General features: G+C 44.5%; 14 protein-coding genes. 12 read left to right on the forward strand and 2 right to left on the reverse strand.

What is annotated here, in order from left to right; translation table 11 throughout:
• Nucleotides 1-78 precede the first annotated feature (78 nt).
• From slmA to lpxL, 3 genes are read left to right on the forward strand one after another with little or no spacing between them, the layout of a single operon-like run.
• Entirely contained in the window at nt 79-669 is a 591-nt protein-coding gene (gene slmA, locus VTAP4600_RS14445; protein WP_102523434.1) for a nucleoid occlusion factor SlmA, read from the forward strand.
• A gap of 5 nt (nt 670-674) precedes the next feature.
• Entirely contained in the window at nt 675-1,544 is an 870-nt protein-coding gene (locus VTAP4600_RS14450; RefSeq protein ID WP_102523435.1) for a glycosyltransferase, read from the forward strand.
• Nucleotides 1,531-2,469 (forward strand): LpxL/LpxP family Kdo(2)-lipid IV(A) lauroyl/palmitoleoyl acyltransferase, encoded by a 939-nt coding sequence (lpxL, locus tag VTAP4600_RS14455; protein WP_102523436.1) that lies wholly within the window; start codon nt 1,531-1,533, stop codon nt 2,467-2,469. The genes VTAP4600_RS14450 and lpxL overlap by 14 nt, the downstream gene beginning before the upstream one ends.
• Before the next feature lie 199 nt (nt 2,470-2,668).
• On the opposite strand, the gene pyrE is transcribed toward lpxL, so the two are convergent.
• Together pyrE and rph are read right to left on the reverse strand one after the other, a co-directional pair.
• On the reverse strand, nt 2,669-3,310 hold the full coding sequence (pyrE, locus tag VTAP4600_RS14460; RefSeq protein ID WP_102523437.1) for an orotate phosphoribosyltransferase: 642 nt from the start codon (nt 3,308-3,310) through the stop codon (nt 2,669-2,671).
• Nucleotides 3,311-3,409: 99 nt separating this feature from the next.
• Nucleotides 3,410-4,126, reverse strand: a complete 717-nt coding sequence (gene rph, locus VTAP4600_RS14465) for a ribonuclease PH (protein ID WP_102523438.1) — start codon at nt 4,124-4,126, stop codon at nt 3,410-3,412.
• 233 nt (nt 4,127-4,359) lie between these two features.
• Here rph and VTAP4600_RS14470 point away from each other — a divergent pair, with 233 nt between their 5' ends.
• From VTAP4600_RS14470 to recG, 9 genes are all read left to right on the forward strand, one after another.
• The gene (locus tag VTAP4600_RS14470) at nt 4,360-5,226 is read left to right on the forward strand and encodes a YicC/YloC family endoribonuclease (protein ID WP_102523439.1); all 867 of its coding nucleotides are present in this window, start codon (nt 4,360-4,362) and stop codon (nt 5,224-5,226) included.
• A 71-nt stretch (nt 5,227-5,297) separates the two neighbouring features.
• Nucleotides 5,298-6,374, forward strand: coding sequence for a glycosyltransferase family 9 protein (locus tag VTAP4600_RS14475; protein WP_172443126.1), 1,077 nt, complete (start codon nt 5,298-5,300; stop codon nt 6,372-6,374).
• 81 nt (nt 6,375-6,455) lie between these two features.
• The gene (locus tag VTAP4600_RS14480) at nt 6,456-8,285 is read left to right on the forward strand and encodes an LTA synthase family protein (protein ID WP_102523441.1); all 1,830 of its coding nucleotides are present in this window, start codon (nt 6,456-6,458) and stop codon (nt 8,283-8,285) included.
• 164 nt (nt 8,286-8,449) lie between these two features.
• Nucleotides 8,450-9,073: a guanylate kinase gene (gene gmk, locus VTAP4600_RS14485; protein ID WP_102524008.1), complete on the forward strand. Its 624-nt coding sequence runs from the start codon at nt 8,450-8,452 to the stop codon at nt 9,071-9,073.
• 58 nt (nt 9,074-9,131) lie between these two features.
• Nucleotides 9,132-9,404 (forward strand): DNA-directed RNA polymerase subunit omega, encoded by a 273-nt coding sequence (rpoZ, locus tag VTAP4600_RS14490; RefSeq protein WP_102523442.1) that lies wholly within the window; start codon nt 9,132-9,134, stop codon nt 9,402-9,404.
• Nucleotides 9,405-9,436: 32 nt separating this feature from the next.
• Nucleotides 9,437-11,560, forward strand: coding sequence for a bifunctional GTP diphosphokinase/guanosine-3',5'-bis pyrophosphate 3'-pyrophosphohydrolase (gene spoT, locus VTAP4600_RS14495; protein ID WP_102523443.1), 2,124 nt, complete (start codon nt 9,437-9,439; stop codon nt 11,558-11,560).
• Nucleotides 11,561-11,642: 82 nt separating this feature from the next.
• Nucleotides 11,643-12,329, forward strand: coding sequence for a tRNA (guanosine(18)-2'-O)-methyltransferase TrmH (gene trmH, locus VTAP4600_RS14500; RefSeq protein WP_102523444.1), 687 nt, complete (start codon nt 11,643-11,645; stop codon nt 12,327-12,329).
• A gap of 117 nt (nt 12,330-12,446) precedes the next feature.
• Nucleotides 12,447-13,658, forward strand: coding sequence for an IS256 family transposase (locus VTAP4600_RS14505; RefSeq protein ID WP_102521929.1), 1,212 nt, complete (start codon nt 12,447-12,449; stop codon nt 13,656-13,658).
• Between the two features lie 190 nt (nt 13,659-13,848).
• Nucleotides 13,849-15,939 carry an ATP-dependent DNA helicase RecG gene (recG, locus tag VTAP4600_RS14510; RefSeq protein WP_102523445.1) on the forward strand — a complete coding sequence of 697 codons (2,091 nt, stop codon included), beginning with the start codon at nt 13,849-13,851 and terminating at the stop codon, nt 15,937-15,939.
• The last annotated feature ends 61 nt before the right edge of the window (nt 15,940-16,000 follow it).

Here is a 16,000-nt window from a genome sequence, read left to right on the forward strand (position 1 = left end):
ACTCATCACTGGCTACTATGTCAGGCTAAGGTTAAAATGCCGTTTGGTTATTAGCGCCGTAGATAAGGAACAAATTACATGGCCGGTACAAAACGCTCTAATCGTCGTGAAGAGATTCTGCAAGCTCTTGCTCAAATGCTGGAATCGACAGACGGCGCTTCCCGTATCACGACGGCAAAACTGGCTAAACATGTAGGTGTTTCTGAAGCGGCTTTATATCGTCATTTCCCTAGTAAAGCTCGTATGTTTGAAGGGCTGATTGAGTTTATCGAAGAAGCGTTGATGTCTCGGATCAATCGAATTTTAGATGAAGAAAAAGACACGCTAGAGCGTATTCGTTTGGTTCTCCAACTGATATTAGTCTTTTCTGAGCGTAACCCTGGGCTCACCCGTATTCTTTCTGGTCACGCATTGATGTTTGAAAATGAACGCCTTCGCGAGCGAATCAACCAATTGTTTGAACGCATTGAAACGCAACTGCGCCAGATCTTACGTGAGAGAAAAATACGTGAAGGTAAATCTTTCCCTGTAGATGAAAAAATCTTAGCGACACAACTGTTAGGCCAAGTAGAAGGCAGCCTCAATCGCTTTGTACGCTCAGACTTTAAATACCAACCTACCGCCAATTTTGAGGAATACTGGGCGCTACTAAGTGCACAGATTCAATAGAGCTTATGAAGAACAATAAACCACAAGTAACGCTGATAATCGCGTTTTATAACAATATCACTGCACTAGACCTGATCTTTCAGTCACTCGCAGCTCAATCTATACAGTGCTTTGAGGTGATTATTGCTGATGATGGTTCTAAGCCCGACGCTGTAGATTTTATTCGTGCCGCTATGGAAAGCCAGCCATTTACCATCAAACATGTTTGGCATGAAGACAGCGGCTTTCGTAAGAATCGCATTCTAAACCATGCCGTCTTGGCGTCAGAAAGTGATTATTTGATCTTTATCGATGGTGATTGCATTCCTCAACAGCACTTCATTGAAGATCATTTTTTATCCAGAAAACCAAACTCTGTCATGTGCGGACGAAGAGTGGATTTATCCGAAATTGCAACTCAAAAATTTATGCAGTCGTCATCCCCGGAGAACTTTTTCCATGACAACCGGTGGGCATTAATGCGGAACTATATTTTTGGGAGAGGCTCTCAGAAAGAAAAAGGAAAGAACCTTGAAAAAGGGTTTCGCGTAACTTCCAAGTTGATGAGAAAATTGTTGGTGACATCTAAGCCTAAAGGCATTGTTGGCTGTAATTTTTCTTTATATAAGTCTGACCTTGTTAAAGTTAACGGCTTCGACATGCGATATGAGGCAGCTGCAGTAGGTGAGGATACCGACGTAGACTACCGCTTATCTCTTATTGGGCTTAAAAACGTGCCACTTTTTTATAAAGCAGTCCAACTCCACCTTTATCACAGGATCCTTGAGAGAGAGACTATCAACGACGAGATTTTTGCAGACACAATCAAGGCCAAAAGAGTGCAAGCCCAACTTGGACTTAAAGAAATAGAACGAGAAATCTATGACAAAAAATAAAACCTCTCATATTAGCCACCCTAAATACTGGGGCGTTTGGGTTGGGTTTGGCCTGTTAGCCCTGACTGTTACTATTTTCCCGTACTCAATTCTCAAAGTCATTGGACGAGGGCTTGGTAAGGCTGTCACTCCGTTAATAAAAAAACGATCGCATATTATCCAACGCAACCTTGAATTGGCATTCCCAGAGATGCCAGATGTAGAAAAACAGCGGATATCCGATGAAGTACACAAGAATACTGGATTAGCCTTAATAGAAACTGGCATCGCTTGGTTTTGGCCAACCTGGCGCTTTAAGCGACTAATTACCTTTAAAAATGCACAACATCTAGCGGACCTTGAACAACAAAAAAAAGGTGTTCTTGTTGTTTGTACTCATATGCTTAACCTTGAAATAACCAGCCGTGCATTCACACTTGTCGGTGCATCTGGTTTTGGTGTTTACCGTCCCCATGAAAACCCGGCCATTGAATTCATTCAGTGCTGGAGAAGAACTGCTTTCGGCAATAGTTTGATTGACCGAGAAGACATTCGTGGCATGGTTCGCTTGCTAAGAAAAGGCGGTCGGTTATGGTATCTACCCGATCAGGACTACGGCAGCACCAATTCTGTTTATGTTCCGTTTTTCGCGTTTGAGAAAGCATGCTCTCCGGCTGGAACCGGGTTTCTGGTCGATAAAGGTAAGTGTGCAGTTATTACTGGTTCAAGCGTACGAACAGGAAACAAATACTGTTTAGAGGTTGATAATGACTTGAGCAGTGAATTTCCAACAAAAGACCCAGAAGGCGCCGCTATCGTCATGAACCGTGCGATTGAAAAAGTGATTCTTCGCGGTATTGACCAATACATGTGGATGCACCGCCGTTTCAAAACCATGCATGATGGTAGTGAGCGCGGTAGGCTTTATGATGATAAAAGGCCGTAAAGGCGGAAGGCGGAAGGCGGAAGGCGGAAGGCGGAAGGCGGAAGGCGGAAGGCGGAAGGCGGAAGGCGGAAGGCGGAAGGCGGAAGGCGGAAGGCGGAAAAATACCAGCCCAAAAACAAAAAGACAGCAAATGCTGTCTTTTTTATTTGAGCCCTATGCCTTCAGCCTTATGCCTCTTAAGCAAAGCGGCCTGCTTTTCCTAAATCCCATACTCTGCACGGTATGCTTTCACGGCTTCTAGATGCTCAGTGTTATCGCCTTTCTCTTCAAGGTAAGAGATAAGGTCTGTTAGGCTCACGATTGAAATAACCGCACAGCCAAAGTCACGTTCTACTTCTTGAATCGCAGACAATTCGCCTTTGCCTTTTTCTTGGCGGTCAATAGCAACTAGAACACCAGCCAAATCAGCGCCGTTTGCTTTAATGATTTCCATTGATTCACGAATGGCTGTACCTGCCGTGATCACGTCATCAACCAGCATGATGCGACCTTCCAGTTCGCTACCGACTAAGCTGCCGCCTTCACCGTGCGTTTTCGCTTCTTTACGATTAAAGCAGTAAGGCGTATCGATATCATAGTGATCAGCCAGAGCTACCGCTGTTGTCGTTGCAATTGGAATGCCTTTGTATGCAGGGCCAAACAAAACATCAAACTGGATAGCAGAGTCTGATAATGCTGCTGCGTAAAAACGGCCAAGCTTCGCAAGGTCAGAACCGGTATTAAACAATCCAGCGTTAAAAAAGTAAGGGCTAGTACGGCCTGATTTCAAAGTAAATGAACCAAACTTCAGTACTTCTTTTTCTAATGCAAATTCAATAAACTCACGCTGGTATGTTTTCATATCACTCTCTCTAATTCTTTTAACTATTGCCTTCAGCCTTGTGCCTCAAGCCTTTCTTATCTAAAAAAATAGCCCCTTCAAAAGGAGCTATTCATCAAATCAATTTTCTAACGCTTTCTTCTGCGTTGTTACGATAGAGTCGATCCCCGATTTCGCCAGGGCCAACAATTCAAGTAACTCATCGTGGGTAAACGGTTCGCCTTCTGCTGTGCCTTGCACTTCAATCATGCGACCGTCTTCTGTCATTACCACGTTCATGTCTGTGCCTGCCGCTGAGTCTTCAACGTATTCAAGGTCACATAATGCTTCACCGTCAACAATACCAACAGAAACAGCAGCAACGTGCCCTTTCATTGGGTTCTTTTTCATTTTACCTTGGTCAATCAAGTGTTGGAATGCGTCTGCCATTGCAACGCTTGCACCAGAAATAGAAGCAGTACGAGTACCGCCGTCTGCTTGGATTACATCACAGTCTACCGTTACCATGAACTCACCCATGGCTTCCAAATCAACCACTGCACGTAAGCTACGAGCAATAAGACGTTGGATTTCCATAGTACGACCGCCTTGCTTGCCACTCGCTGCTTCACGACGATTACGAGTGTGCGTTGCACGTGGCAGCATGCCGTATTCAGCTGTTACCCAGCCTTGGCCTTTTCCTTTCAACCAACGCGGTACGTTTTCTTCTACCGTTGCGTTACAAAGTACTTTGGTGTTACCAAATTCAACCAAGACTGAACCTTCAGCATACGCAGTGTAATTGCGGGTAATTTTTATCGGACGAACTTGTTCGGCACTTCTTTCGCTTGGGCGCATTGGCTTTACCTATGGTAGCTGGATTGGGTGTTTCAGATTGGAGCAAGATTATAACGGAAGAATAAAGGAAAGCGAAGTACTAAGGGCGAAGTACTAAAAGCTACGGGCGAAAAGCGAAGTACTAAAAGCTAAAATCGAAGTGGGCCGTCGAGCGAATTCTGTATTCTCCCCTTCCCGCGTGCTAACATATCGCCAGTCAAATTTTCACCAAATGTGAACCAAGGATATTTTAAATGATCTACAGCATGACTGCTTATGCACGTAAAGAAATCAAAGGCGACTGGGGTAGCGCGGTATGGGAAATTCGCTCAGTAAACCAACGCTACCTAGAAACCTATTTTCGCCTACCTGAGCAGTTTCGTGGTTTAGAACCCATCCTTCGTGATCGTTTCCGTAAACGCCTAGCTCGCGGAAAAGTGGAATGTCACCTGCGCTTTGAAGCGAACCCTGCAGCAAAAGGCGAGCTAAACATTAATCAAGACTTAGCAAAGCAAGTGATCAACGCCGCTAACCAAGTAATGAGTTTAACGGGTGAAGAAAGCCGTCTTAATCCATTCCAAGTAATGAACTGGCCCGGCGTGATGGAAACACCAGAGCAAGATATGGACGCGATAAACAAAGCACTGCTTGAAGGTTTCAACGAAGGTTTGGCTGATTTTATTGAAGCCCGTGGTCGCGAAGGCGAAAACATGAAAGATCTTATCGTGACTCGCTTAGATGCCATTACAGAGCAAGTTGTTAAAGTGCGTGCTCGTATGCCAGAAATCCTAGTGTGGCAGCGTGAGCGCCTAATGACTAAATTTGAAGATGCAAAAGTTGAATTAGAAGCGACTCGCGTAGAACAAGAACTGATTCTACTTGCTCAAAAATCTGATGTCGCTGAAGAGCTAGACCGTTTAGATTCTCACGTAAAAGAAGCAAATAACATTTTGAAGAAAGGCGGCGCTTGTGGTCGTAAGCTTGACTTCATGATGCAAGAATTCAATCGCGAATCAAACACGCTGGCTTCTAAGTCTATCAGCACAGACATCACCGCATCAGGCGTTGAGCTTAAAGTGCTTATTGAGCAAATGCGTGAGCAAATTCAGAATATTGAATAGCACCGCATCTCGAGCAGGGAATGTATGAAGTGCTCCCTGCTACATTCACCATCGGAATGCAGACACCTACAATGAGTAAAAGTATTTTTAGAAGAACTATCGACAGAGTGCGGTTGTCTCGAGACTTAATTCGCCGTAAGTTTGGTATTTTTCTTTTTGATCGTAACACTATCGAAACCGACAAAAAACCTAGCGCAAATAACATTGTCGTCGTTCGTTGGGATGCAAAAATAGGTGATTCGATCGTTTCCTCTTTTTTCTTTAGAGAATTAAAGAAAGCCTATCCTGAATCAAAAGTTCAAGTAATTACCACTCAAGCTCTTTCCGAGCTCTACAAAACCCATTTTGCTGTTGATGCTGTTCACATTAGTAAAAAAAGACCTTCTTATAGCGATCTTAGCAAGCTGGCCAAACAATTTGAAAGCGCTGATATCGTGATTCATCTTTCTAAAATTTTAAAAATGAAAGATCTCTACTTCTTGAATAGAGTAAAGGCTAGGAACATTGTTGGCCTTGATGATGGCGTAAAGCTAGTAAACATAAATCTAAACCAGACTATGCTTGAGCAACATTTTTCTTCAAAATATCGCGCAATTCTTGAATTACTCAACATTGATAATATTAAGACCGATTATATAGTCCCTAACTGCCCTCAAATATCGCGACGAATTTCTAATCAAATCAATTTGCAAGGTAAACTCGTTGTTGCTATCAATCCTTTTGGTAGTTCTCGCAATCGCCAGCTCCCAATAGAGCAAGTCGCAAAACTAATCCGTCTACTGAAAGAAGAACATAGCTCTTTAGCTATATTGCTAATATGCCCACCATCCGAGCAAGGTTCATTAGCACCATTGCTTAAAGAATTTGGTGATTTTTGCTTTATCGATACAGACGGCTCAACAATTTACGATGCGATAGAGCTACTACGCTTTGCCACTGTCGTTGTCTCTGTCGATACCTCGATTATTCACATCGCAAACGGATTAAACAAAAAAATTGTCGGCTTATATAACCCTGATCCCGTCAACTATCAGGAGTGGTCACCGAATAGAGACGATTCAATTACCATCTTTTCTGAAAAAGATGAGATTAGAGGAATTTCTATCAAAAGCATCGCTGCCGCTACTTCCAAACAATTAACTAGATAACGAATTATGATCACGAACATCGTCCTAATATTCATCACTCTTTTCTTTAGCTCATTTGTCAGTAAGGTGATTTTTCTTACGATGGGCTATTCTACCCCGTTGTCTTTAATCAGCTCTGAAGGCCTCTGGGCACTGTTTTATGGTACCCGGTTTGATGCCACTATAACCGCTGTAATCGCGACTCCAGTAATTCTAACCTGCGTTGTTTTGCATTATTTTAAAATCGAATTGCAAACCTTTATTAAGGTTTGGCTAACTGGGGGAGCATTCTGGATTATAGGCACAACAGCTGCTGATGTGATCTACTCAAATGAGTCAGGCAAACATGTTACTTATGAAGTATTCACTGCATCAGGTTCAGAGTCAGAGCTTCTTCTTACTGCAATACAAGGCCATTCGCTAGTCGCTCTAACAGCTTTCTTACTATGCGCTGTAGCAACCTTTATAATTATACGATTACCTCTTAGTACTGTCGGAAAGAAAAAGCTTCCTGTTGTCCGTTTTATACTAACAACTCTAACCTGGCTATCAATTACAGTCCTTGCAGTACGAGGAGGGTGGCATGACCACCCTCAATCACCGATGAGTGCCTATAAAATTGGTAAAAATGATCATGCTTATATCACTTGGAATGCACCATATAGCATCACTTATTATCTTTACATAGGAAGCTCTGAAGCAGCACAAAAACTCACTAAATCAGCGAGTCCAGCTATTCTTTCTGAATTATATCAAGCTCAACTTCAATCACAAAAGATTGACTTAGATAATCTAAAACATGCCAACATAATCTTTGTCCTAATGGAAAGCTGGGCATCTATTGATATGGCGAGTTACACTGGTCATACAAATGCAACTCCTTATTTCGATGAGTTACGGAAGTCATCTCTAACAACAAAAGCGATGTATGCTAATGGCTACCGGACTGTTCAGGGCATGTTTGCTGGCTTGTGTTCGTACGACAACCCTACTAGTGGCATAGTGGCGAATACTCAGCTACAAAATGAACATTATCACTGTTTGCCGCATATGTTGAACGATCAAGGTTGGAGTACACATTTCATCCAAGGTAGTGGTATGGGAGTTGTAGGTTCATACGCTCAATCGATTGGTTTTACGCACTCATATGGTAAAACCGACTATTCTTTCGATTCTGATATGAACCGCTGGGGATATTTTGATGACAGTATATTCAAATTTACTTTAGATAAAATTAATAGCTTACAAAACTCGGCCCCAGAAAAGCCTTTCATGATTACGATAAACACCAATACTCAACATGGTGTCGTCGTCCCGGAATGGGCAGAATACAAGTACGGGAATGATACATTAGCTAGTACTCGACGCAGTGTGTTGAAGCACTCAGATGACGAGCTGTCAAGATTTATTCCTAAATTAAATGCGTTAGTTAAGAAGCCAACTCTGGTCGTCCTCATGTCTGACCATACATCGAAGATCACAACTGAAGGTGGGCTATCGGTAATATCGATTCCGTTTTTAATGTATGCTACTGATGGAAGTATCCCTATTAAGAACTTGGATCAATCTGCATCACAGAGAGATGTTGCCCCTACAATTTTGGAATGGTTAGGAGGAAGTGCACCTTGGTTTAGTGGGCAGTCCATGCTTACCAGCAACTACGAAGGGTTTGCTAGCCATTCTTCAGGTAGTCGATTCAACTGGATACATAAAAATAAATTTATTCAACTTGAGTCTAGTACTGGAGAACTAATATCGTGCCAAGTAATTGGCGAAGATACCATTACCCTTCAGGAGTCGAATTGCAATGAAGACTGGGCACAACCTCTCTACGAGCAAGGTCGTGACTTCAATGAACTCACTCAAGAGCTATTGTTTAATGGAAAAACCATGGATTACCGAAAACTTAAATCCATTTTCCCTGAACAATAGTGACTAGAAATCAAATTTTAAAAGGGGCATTACGCCCCTTTTCTTTATTTGATTGTAGAAAAGCTGCAAAAAATGCTATCCTTTCGCCCCATTTTTTAAGCATTAGTTTTGCTGTTGTCTTACGAGTTCAGCACCAAAACAGTCAAACCACGAGTGGAAATACCATGGGCAAAGGTACTTTATACATCGTCTCTGCACCTAGTGGCGCAGGTAAATCGAGCTTAATTTCATCGCTATTGGAAAAAAATCCAACGTACGCAATGAAAGTATCGGTGTCGCATACTACTCGCGGCATGCGTCCGGGTGAAGAAGATGGTGTTCATTACCATTTTGTTAGCAAAGACAAATTTGAAGAACACATCGAATTAGGTGCTTTCCTTGAGTACGCAGAAGTATTCGGAAATTACTACGGCACTTCACGCCCTTGGATTGAAGAAAATCTAGACAAAGGCATTGATGTCTTTTTAGATATAGACTGGCAAGGCGCTCGCCAAATACGTGAGCAAATGCCACTCGCAAAAAGTATTTTCATCCTGCCTCCTTCGAAAGAAGAACTTGAACGTCGTTTAAATGCACGCGGCCAAGATAGCGAGACAGTGATTGCAAAACGAATGAACGAAGCACAATCTGAAATCTCTCATTACAATGAATATGACTATGTCATCATTAATGACGATTTCGATACAGCAGTCATCGATTTTAAAGCGATTCTGCGTGCCGAGCGATTAAAGCAAGACAAACAGGCGACAAAATACAACAGCATGCTAACTGCGCTATTGGCAGAATAGCCATTTAAGCTGTATAATTTCTCGTCATATCAAATTTTATTACAATATTGGAGTTCTCATGGCACGCGTAACTGTTCAAGACGCTGTTGAAAAAGTTGGCAACCGTTTCGACCTAGTTCTAATTTCGGCTCGTCGCGCTCGTCAAATGCAAACTGGCGGCAAAGATTCACTAGTGCCTGAAGAGAACGATAAGCCTACCGTTATCGCATTGCGCGAAATCGAAGAAGGTCTTATCACTAAAGAAGTACTGGATGCTCGTGCACGTCAAGAGCAACAAGAACAAGATGCGGCAGAGCTTGCAGCAGTAAGCAGCATTGCTCACACCCGTTAATCGTTAAATAGCGTTAAAGCTGGGCCTATAATTTGTATCTTTTTGAAAGCCTTAAAGACGTTGCCCAAGAATACCTAACAGAGCCTCAACTTGAGGCTCTGCGTCAATCTTATGTGGTAGCAAGAGACGCCCATGAAGGGCAAACCCGTTCCACCGGCGAACCGTATATTATTCACCCTGTCGCTGTTGCACGTATCCTCGCAGAAATGCGCCTTGATAACGAAACCCTAATGGCAGCCCTGCTGCATGACGTTATTGAAGATACCGAGACAACCAAAGAAGAATTGGAAGCGCAGTTTGGAACCACGGTAGCAGAGCTGGTCGATGGTGTATCAAAGCTGGATAAGCTTAAATTCCGCGATCGCAAAGAAGCTCAAGCCGAAAACTTCCGCAAAATGGTGCTTGCTATGGTGCAAGACATCCGCGTAATTCTGATCAAGCTGGCCGACCGCACGCACAACATGCGAACGCTTGGCGCACTTCGTCCGGATAAAAAACGTCGTATTGCGAGAGAAACGCTTGAGATCTATGCACCCTTGGCGCACCGCCTCGGTATTCACAACATCAAGGTTGAATTAGAAGAGCTCGGTTTTGAAGCCCTCTATCCAAACCGTTATCGCGTATTAAAAGAAGTCGTGCGAACGGCTCGCGGTAACCGTAAAGAAATCATTCAACGTATCCACTCCGAGATCTCCGGCCGCTTAGAAGAAGTCGATCTAGAAGCTCGGGTATTTGGCCGTGAAAAAAACCTGTTCTCTATCTATAACAAGATGAAGACCAAAGAGCAGCGTTTTCACACCATTATGGATATTTACGCGTTCCGTGTTGTGGTCGAAAGTGCCGACATGTGTTACCGCGTTCTAGGGCAAGTGCATAGCTTGTACAAACCCCGCCCTGGTAAGATGAAAGATTATATCGCGGTACCTAAAGCCAATGGCTATCAGTCTTTGCACACTTCAATGGTCGGCCCTCATGGTGTGCCTGTTGAAGTTCAGATCCGTACTGAAGACATGGATCAAATGGCAGATAAAGGTGTCGCGGCACATTGGTCTTACAAAACCAATGGCGAACGTTCTGGCACAACCGCGCAAGTTAAAGCTCAGCGTTGGATGCAAAGCTTACTTGAGTTACAGCAAAGTGCTGGCAACTCATTTGAGTTTATCGAGAACGTAAAATCCGACCTATTCCCTGACGAAATTTTCGTATTTACGCCAAAAGGCCGTATCGTCGAATTACCCGTCGGCGCAACCGCGGTTGATTTCGCTTATGCCGTACATACTGATGTCGGCAACATGTGTGTGGGTGCTCGAGTAGACCGTAATCCTTATCCGCTCAGTAAAGCGCTTAAGAATGGTCAAACGATTGAGATCATCAGTGCACCAGGTGCTAGGCCGAATGCTGCATGGTTGAACTATGTGGTGACTTCTCGCGCTCGTACTAAGATCCGCCAAGTTCTTAAAACCATGCGCCGTGAAGAATCCGTCACCTTAGGTCGTCGCTTGCTCAATCATGCATTAGGTGAGCAATCTATTTCTGATATTGAACAAAGCAATATCGACCATGTTATCGCTGAACTGCGCATTCAGACGTTTGACGACTTGCTTGCATCCATTGGCCTTGGCGAATTGATGAGTATTGTCATTGCACGCCGATTGCTTGGCGATGTCGATGAACTTACTGAGCTTGCTGGATCTGAAAGTGACAGCTCGAAGAAAAAGCTGCCGATTCGTGGCGCCGAAGGTATCTTGCTGACCTTTGCTAAGTGTTGTCACCCTATTCCGGATGATCACATTATTGCCCATGTTTCACCGGGCCGTGGTTTAGTGGTTCACCGTGAAACTTGTCCGAATGTACGTGGTTACCAACGCGAACCAGACAAGTACATGGCGGTCGAATGGTCGAAAGATTATGATCAAGAGTTCATCAGTGAACTGCAAATTGATATGCAGAATCACCAAGGTGCACTCGCGGCGTTAACCAATGTTATCTCTCAGACGGGTTCCAATATTCATGGCATCACGACTGAAGAGAAAGACGGCCGCTTATATACGATCACTGTGCTACTTACCGCAAAAGACCGCGTGCACTTAGCCAGTATCATGAAGCGCATTCGCGTCATGCCACACGCGACAAAAGTTCGTCGCCGTAGGCATTAGTGACACATTTACGTTATAAAAGGCTCTGAATTCAGGGCCTTTTTTCTGCTCATTTTTTGTTATTTATTATATTAAAACCATTATGAATATTGAACGTTACCAACGTATCCAAACGGTTCTAAAAGCTCGTCAAACTGATCTAACCCTGTGTTTAGAAGAAGTGCACAAGCCAAATAATGTTTCAGCGATTATACGTACTGCCGATGCTGTCGGTGTTCACAAAGTCCATGCGGTTTGGCCAAGCGAACAAATGCGTACCCTTAGTCACACCTCTGCCGGCGCACGTAATTGGGTTGAAGTCGATACCCATAAAAACATTGATTCTGCCGTTACTGAGTTCAAGAACCAAGGTATGCAGATCTTGGCCACCAACTTATCTGATAGCGCCGTTGATTTTCGTGAAATCGACTACACCAAGCCGACGGCAATTATCTTGGGTGGAGAAAAGCACGGCATATCCAAACACGCACTTGAGCTCGCGGATCAAGACATCATCATCCCGATGGTTGGTATGGTGCAGTCTCTTAATGTTTCGGTCGCCAGTGCTTTGATCTTATTTGAAGCCCAGCGCCAACGCCAAAACGCCGGCATGTACGATAAAGAGAAAACTTCTTTACCTGAAGAATACGTCCATCGCTTGTTATTCGAACGCGGTCATCCTGTGCTTGCGCGCGTTGCTAAACGCAAAAACCTCCCTTACCCACGTATTGATGAGCAAGGCCAAGTGGTTGCTGATGAAGCGTGGTGGGCGGAGATGCAGAGGAAATAAGTTACGGGTTACGGGTTACGGGTTACGGGTTACGGGTTACGGGTTACTTTTTATCGAGACTGTCTCAATTTCTGTGTAATTGCCTAAACTAAGCCTTAAAGGCTAAGGATAGGCAATATGAACAAGAAAGAGCTTGAAGCTTTCGCCAAGGAAGCAGCAAAAGGAATTAAAACCCCTGAGGACTTAACTGAGTTCAGCCAAATGCTGAAAAAAATTACGGTTGAGGCCGCACTCAATGCGGAAATGGATGAGCATCTTGGCTATGAAAAACACCAACCCTCTAGATCGAATAATAGCCGCAATGGAAAGAGTAGCAAACGCGTAAAAACCGAAGATGGCGAGTTTGAACTCGATACACCTCGGGATCGCCTTGGCTCGTTTGACCCCAAGCTAGTCAAAAAACACCAATCACGATTTACCTCTATGGATGACAAAATCTTGTGGCTCTACGCCCAAGGAATGAGTACGCGCGACATCGTAAACGCTTTCGATGAGTGGTACGGTGCGGAGATATCACCCAGCCTCGTATCGCGCGTCACAAATGCGGTGATAGAAGAAATAGTGGAGTGGCAATCAAGGCCACTCGATGCCATTTATCCTATCGTTTATCTCGATTGTATTGTGGTCAAGATCCGTCAAGACAAGCGTATCATCAATAAGTCGATTTTCCTTGCTTTAGGTATTAACACCGATGGTCAGAAAGAGCTAATGGGCATGTGGATAGCCGAAAACGAGGGGGCTAAGTTTTGGCTGAGTGTTCTAACTGAACTCAATCAACGTGGTGTTGAAGATATCCTTATTGCGTGTGTAGATGGATTGAAGGGCTTTCCTGACGCTATCAATACTGTCTTCCCCCAAACGCATATTCAGCTTTGTATCGTCCATATGGTGCGGAACTCATTGAAGTATGTGTCTTGGAAAGACTATAAGGCGGTGACTGCCGACCTGAAACGAGTGTATCGCTCTACTACAGAAGATGAGGCTCTACTCGAACTGGAGCGCTTTGGCGAAGTCTGGGATGGGCAATATCCGCAAATATCTAAGTCCTGGCGCAATCACTGGCAGAACCTCAACACGCTCTTCAACTACCCAGAAGATATCCGTAGAGCCATCTACACAACCAATGCTATTGAGTCTCTCAATAGCGTGATCCGTAAAGCACTAAAAAAGCGGAAGATCTTCCCTAACGATGAGGCCGCAACCAAAATGGTGTACTTAGCAATCAAAGACGCCAGCAAGAAATGGACGATGCCCATTCAAAACTGGCGTCAGGCTATGAGTCGGTTTATTATCGAGTTCGAGGAACGTCTCGATAAACACGTTAACTAAATGGCAGTTACACAGAATCTGTTACAGCCTCTTTTTATCCTATAGCCACAGCTGTCAATGCTTTTCTTACCTGTTACCTGTTACCTGTTACCTATAATCGCCCTGCTCCTCCACAAAACCCCCTTGCACTTCAACATTTTTCCTTTCAAACTAGGTCTTTAAATCTTGTCATCACTTTAAGGCCTCTGCCATGTCCCAGCTTTTATCTGCTATTCCCCTCACCGAGCTTTCTGGCGTGGGGGCTAAAGTCGCAGAGAAGTTATCTAAAGTTGGGCTTAATAGTGTTCAAGATCTGCTATTCCATTTACCTTCTCGCTACGAAGATCGGACTCGTGTTTATCCGGTCGCTCAATTGCATCCAGGTCTTTGGGCTGCGGTGCAAGGTCAAGTGATGAGCGCAGAAACACTGTTTGGTAAGCGCAAAATGCTAGCGGTCAAAATTAGCGATGGTAACGGCACTATTACGCTGCGATTTTTCAACTTTACCGCAGGGATGAAAAACAACTTCGCCACAGGTAAAACCGTTCATGCCTATGGGGAAATTAAGCGGGGGGGTTATGGGTTAGAGATTGTTCACCCTGACTACAAATTTAACTCCCCAAATAAAAAACCGGATGCAGAACCAAGCTTAACGCCTGTCTACCCGACGACGGATGGATTACGGCAATTAACGCTACGTAATCTAACCGACCAAGCGCTTAGTTTGCTGGATAAGATGGCCGTTAATGAGCTATTACCCTCTGGTTTGTATAATCATCAAATTACCATGGCAGAAGCGCTGCATACCATCCACAGACCACCACCAACGGTGAACTTAGAAGCATTCGATGCAGGTCAACACCCTGCTCAACGACGACTGATCATTGAAGAGCTGCTGGCTCAAAATTTGTCTATGTTAGCCGTTCGAGGTCAAGGCCAGAAAGAAGCCGCTTTATCGTTGGCTCCTGTCGATAAACTGAAACCGCAGCTTCTAAGCCAATTGCCCTTTAGCCCAACCGGCGCTCAATCAAGAGTGGTTAATGAGATTGAAACAGACTTAGCGAAGCCTCACCCTATGATGCGATTGGTGCAAGGTGATGTCGGTTCGGGTAAAACCTTGGTTGCTGCCCTCGCCGCGCTTCGGGCGTTAGAGCACGGCCATCAAGTTGCGTTAATGGCGCCAACGGAATTATTAGCAGAGCAACATGCGATTAATTTTTCCAACTGGTTGGGTAATATCGAACTCAACGGCCAGCCAATCAAGGTAGGTTGGCTCGCGGGTAAATTAAAAGGCAAAGCCAAAGAAGCCGAGCTCGCCAACATCGCCAGTGGTGAAGCACAAATGGTGGTGGGCACTCACGCATTGTTTCAAGAGCATGTCGAATTTCATAACCTTGCTTTGGTTATCATTGATGAACAGCACCGATTTGGTGTCCACCAGCGATTAGAGCTTCGAGAGAAAGGCGTGAAACAAGGCTTCTTCCCTCATCAATTGATCATGACTGCCACACCTATTCCAAGAACGCTGGCCATGACGGCCTACGCTGATTTGGAAACATCCGTCATTGACGAGTTGCCACCGGGACGAACGCCGATTCAAACCGTCGCGATTCCTGATACTCGTAGAAAAGACATCATTGAACGCGTTCGCAGCGCCTGTCTTGATGGTAAACAAGCTTATTGGGTGTGTACGTTAATTGATGAGTCAGAAGTTTTGGAAGCGCAAGCGGCGGCAGACACCGCAGAAGAGTTAAAACTGCAACTACCAGAACTAAAGATTGGCTTAGTGCACGGCCGAATGAAACCAGCAGAGAAACAAGCCATCATGGCGCAGTTTAAAGCCAATGAATTACACTTATTGGTTGCTACAACGGTTATCGAAGTTGGCGTAGATGTGCCAAATGCCAGCCTGATGATCATTGAAAACCCAGAGCGATTAGGTTTAGCCCAACTCCACCAACTTCGCGGCCGTGTGGGTCGAGGTCAAGTCGCTAGCCATTGTGTATTGCTGTACCACGCGCCATTATCTAAAACAGCGCAAAAGCGGTTAGGCGTTTTAAGAGAAAGTAACGATGGGTTCGTCATTGCACAGCGAGATTTGGAAATCAGAGGCCCCGGCGAGTTACTCGGCACCAAACAAACTGGCCTAGCAGACTTCAAAATTGCCGATTTAGTTCGCGACCAACGCTTGATACCCGAAATTCAGCGGATGGCTCGTCATATTCACGAACAGCATCCGAAAAGTGCTCAGGCGATTATTGATAGGTGGTTGGGGGATAGGAATGTGTATGCGAGTGCGTGATGGGTTACGGGTTACGGGTTACGGGTTACGGGTTACGGGTTACGGGTTACGGGTTACGGGT

This window comes from Vibrio tapetis subsp. tapetis, from assembly GCF_900233005.1.
Taxonomy (GTDB): Bacteria; Pseudomonadota; Gammaproteobacteria; order Enterobacterales; family Vibrionaceae; genus Vibrio; species Vibrio tapetis.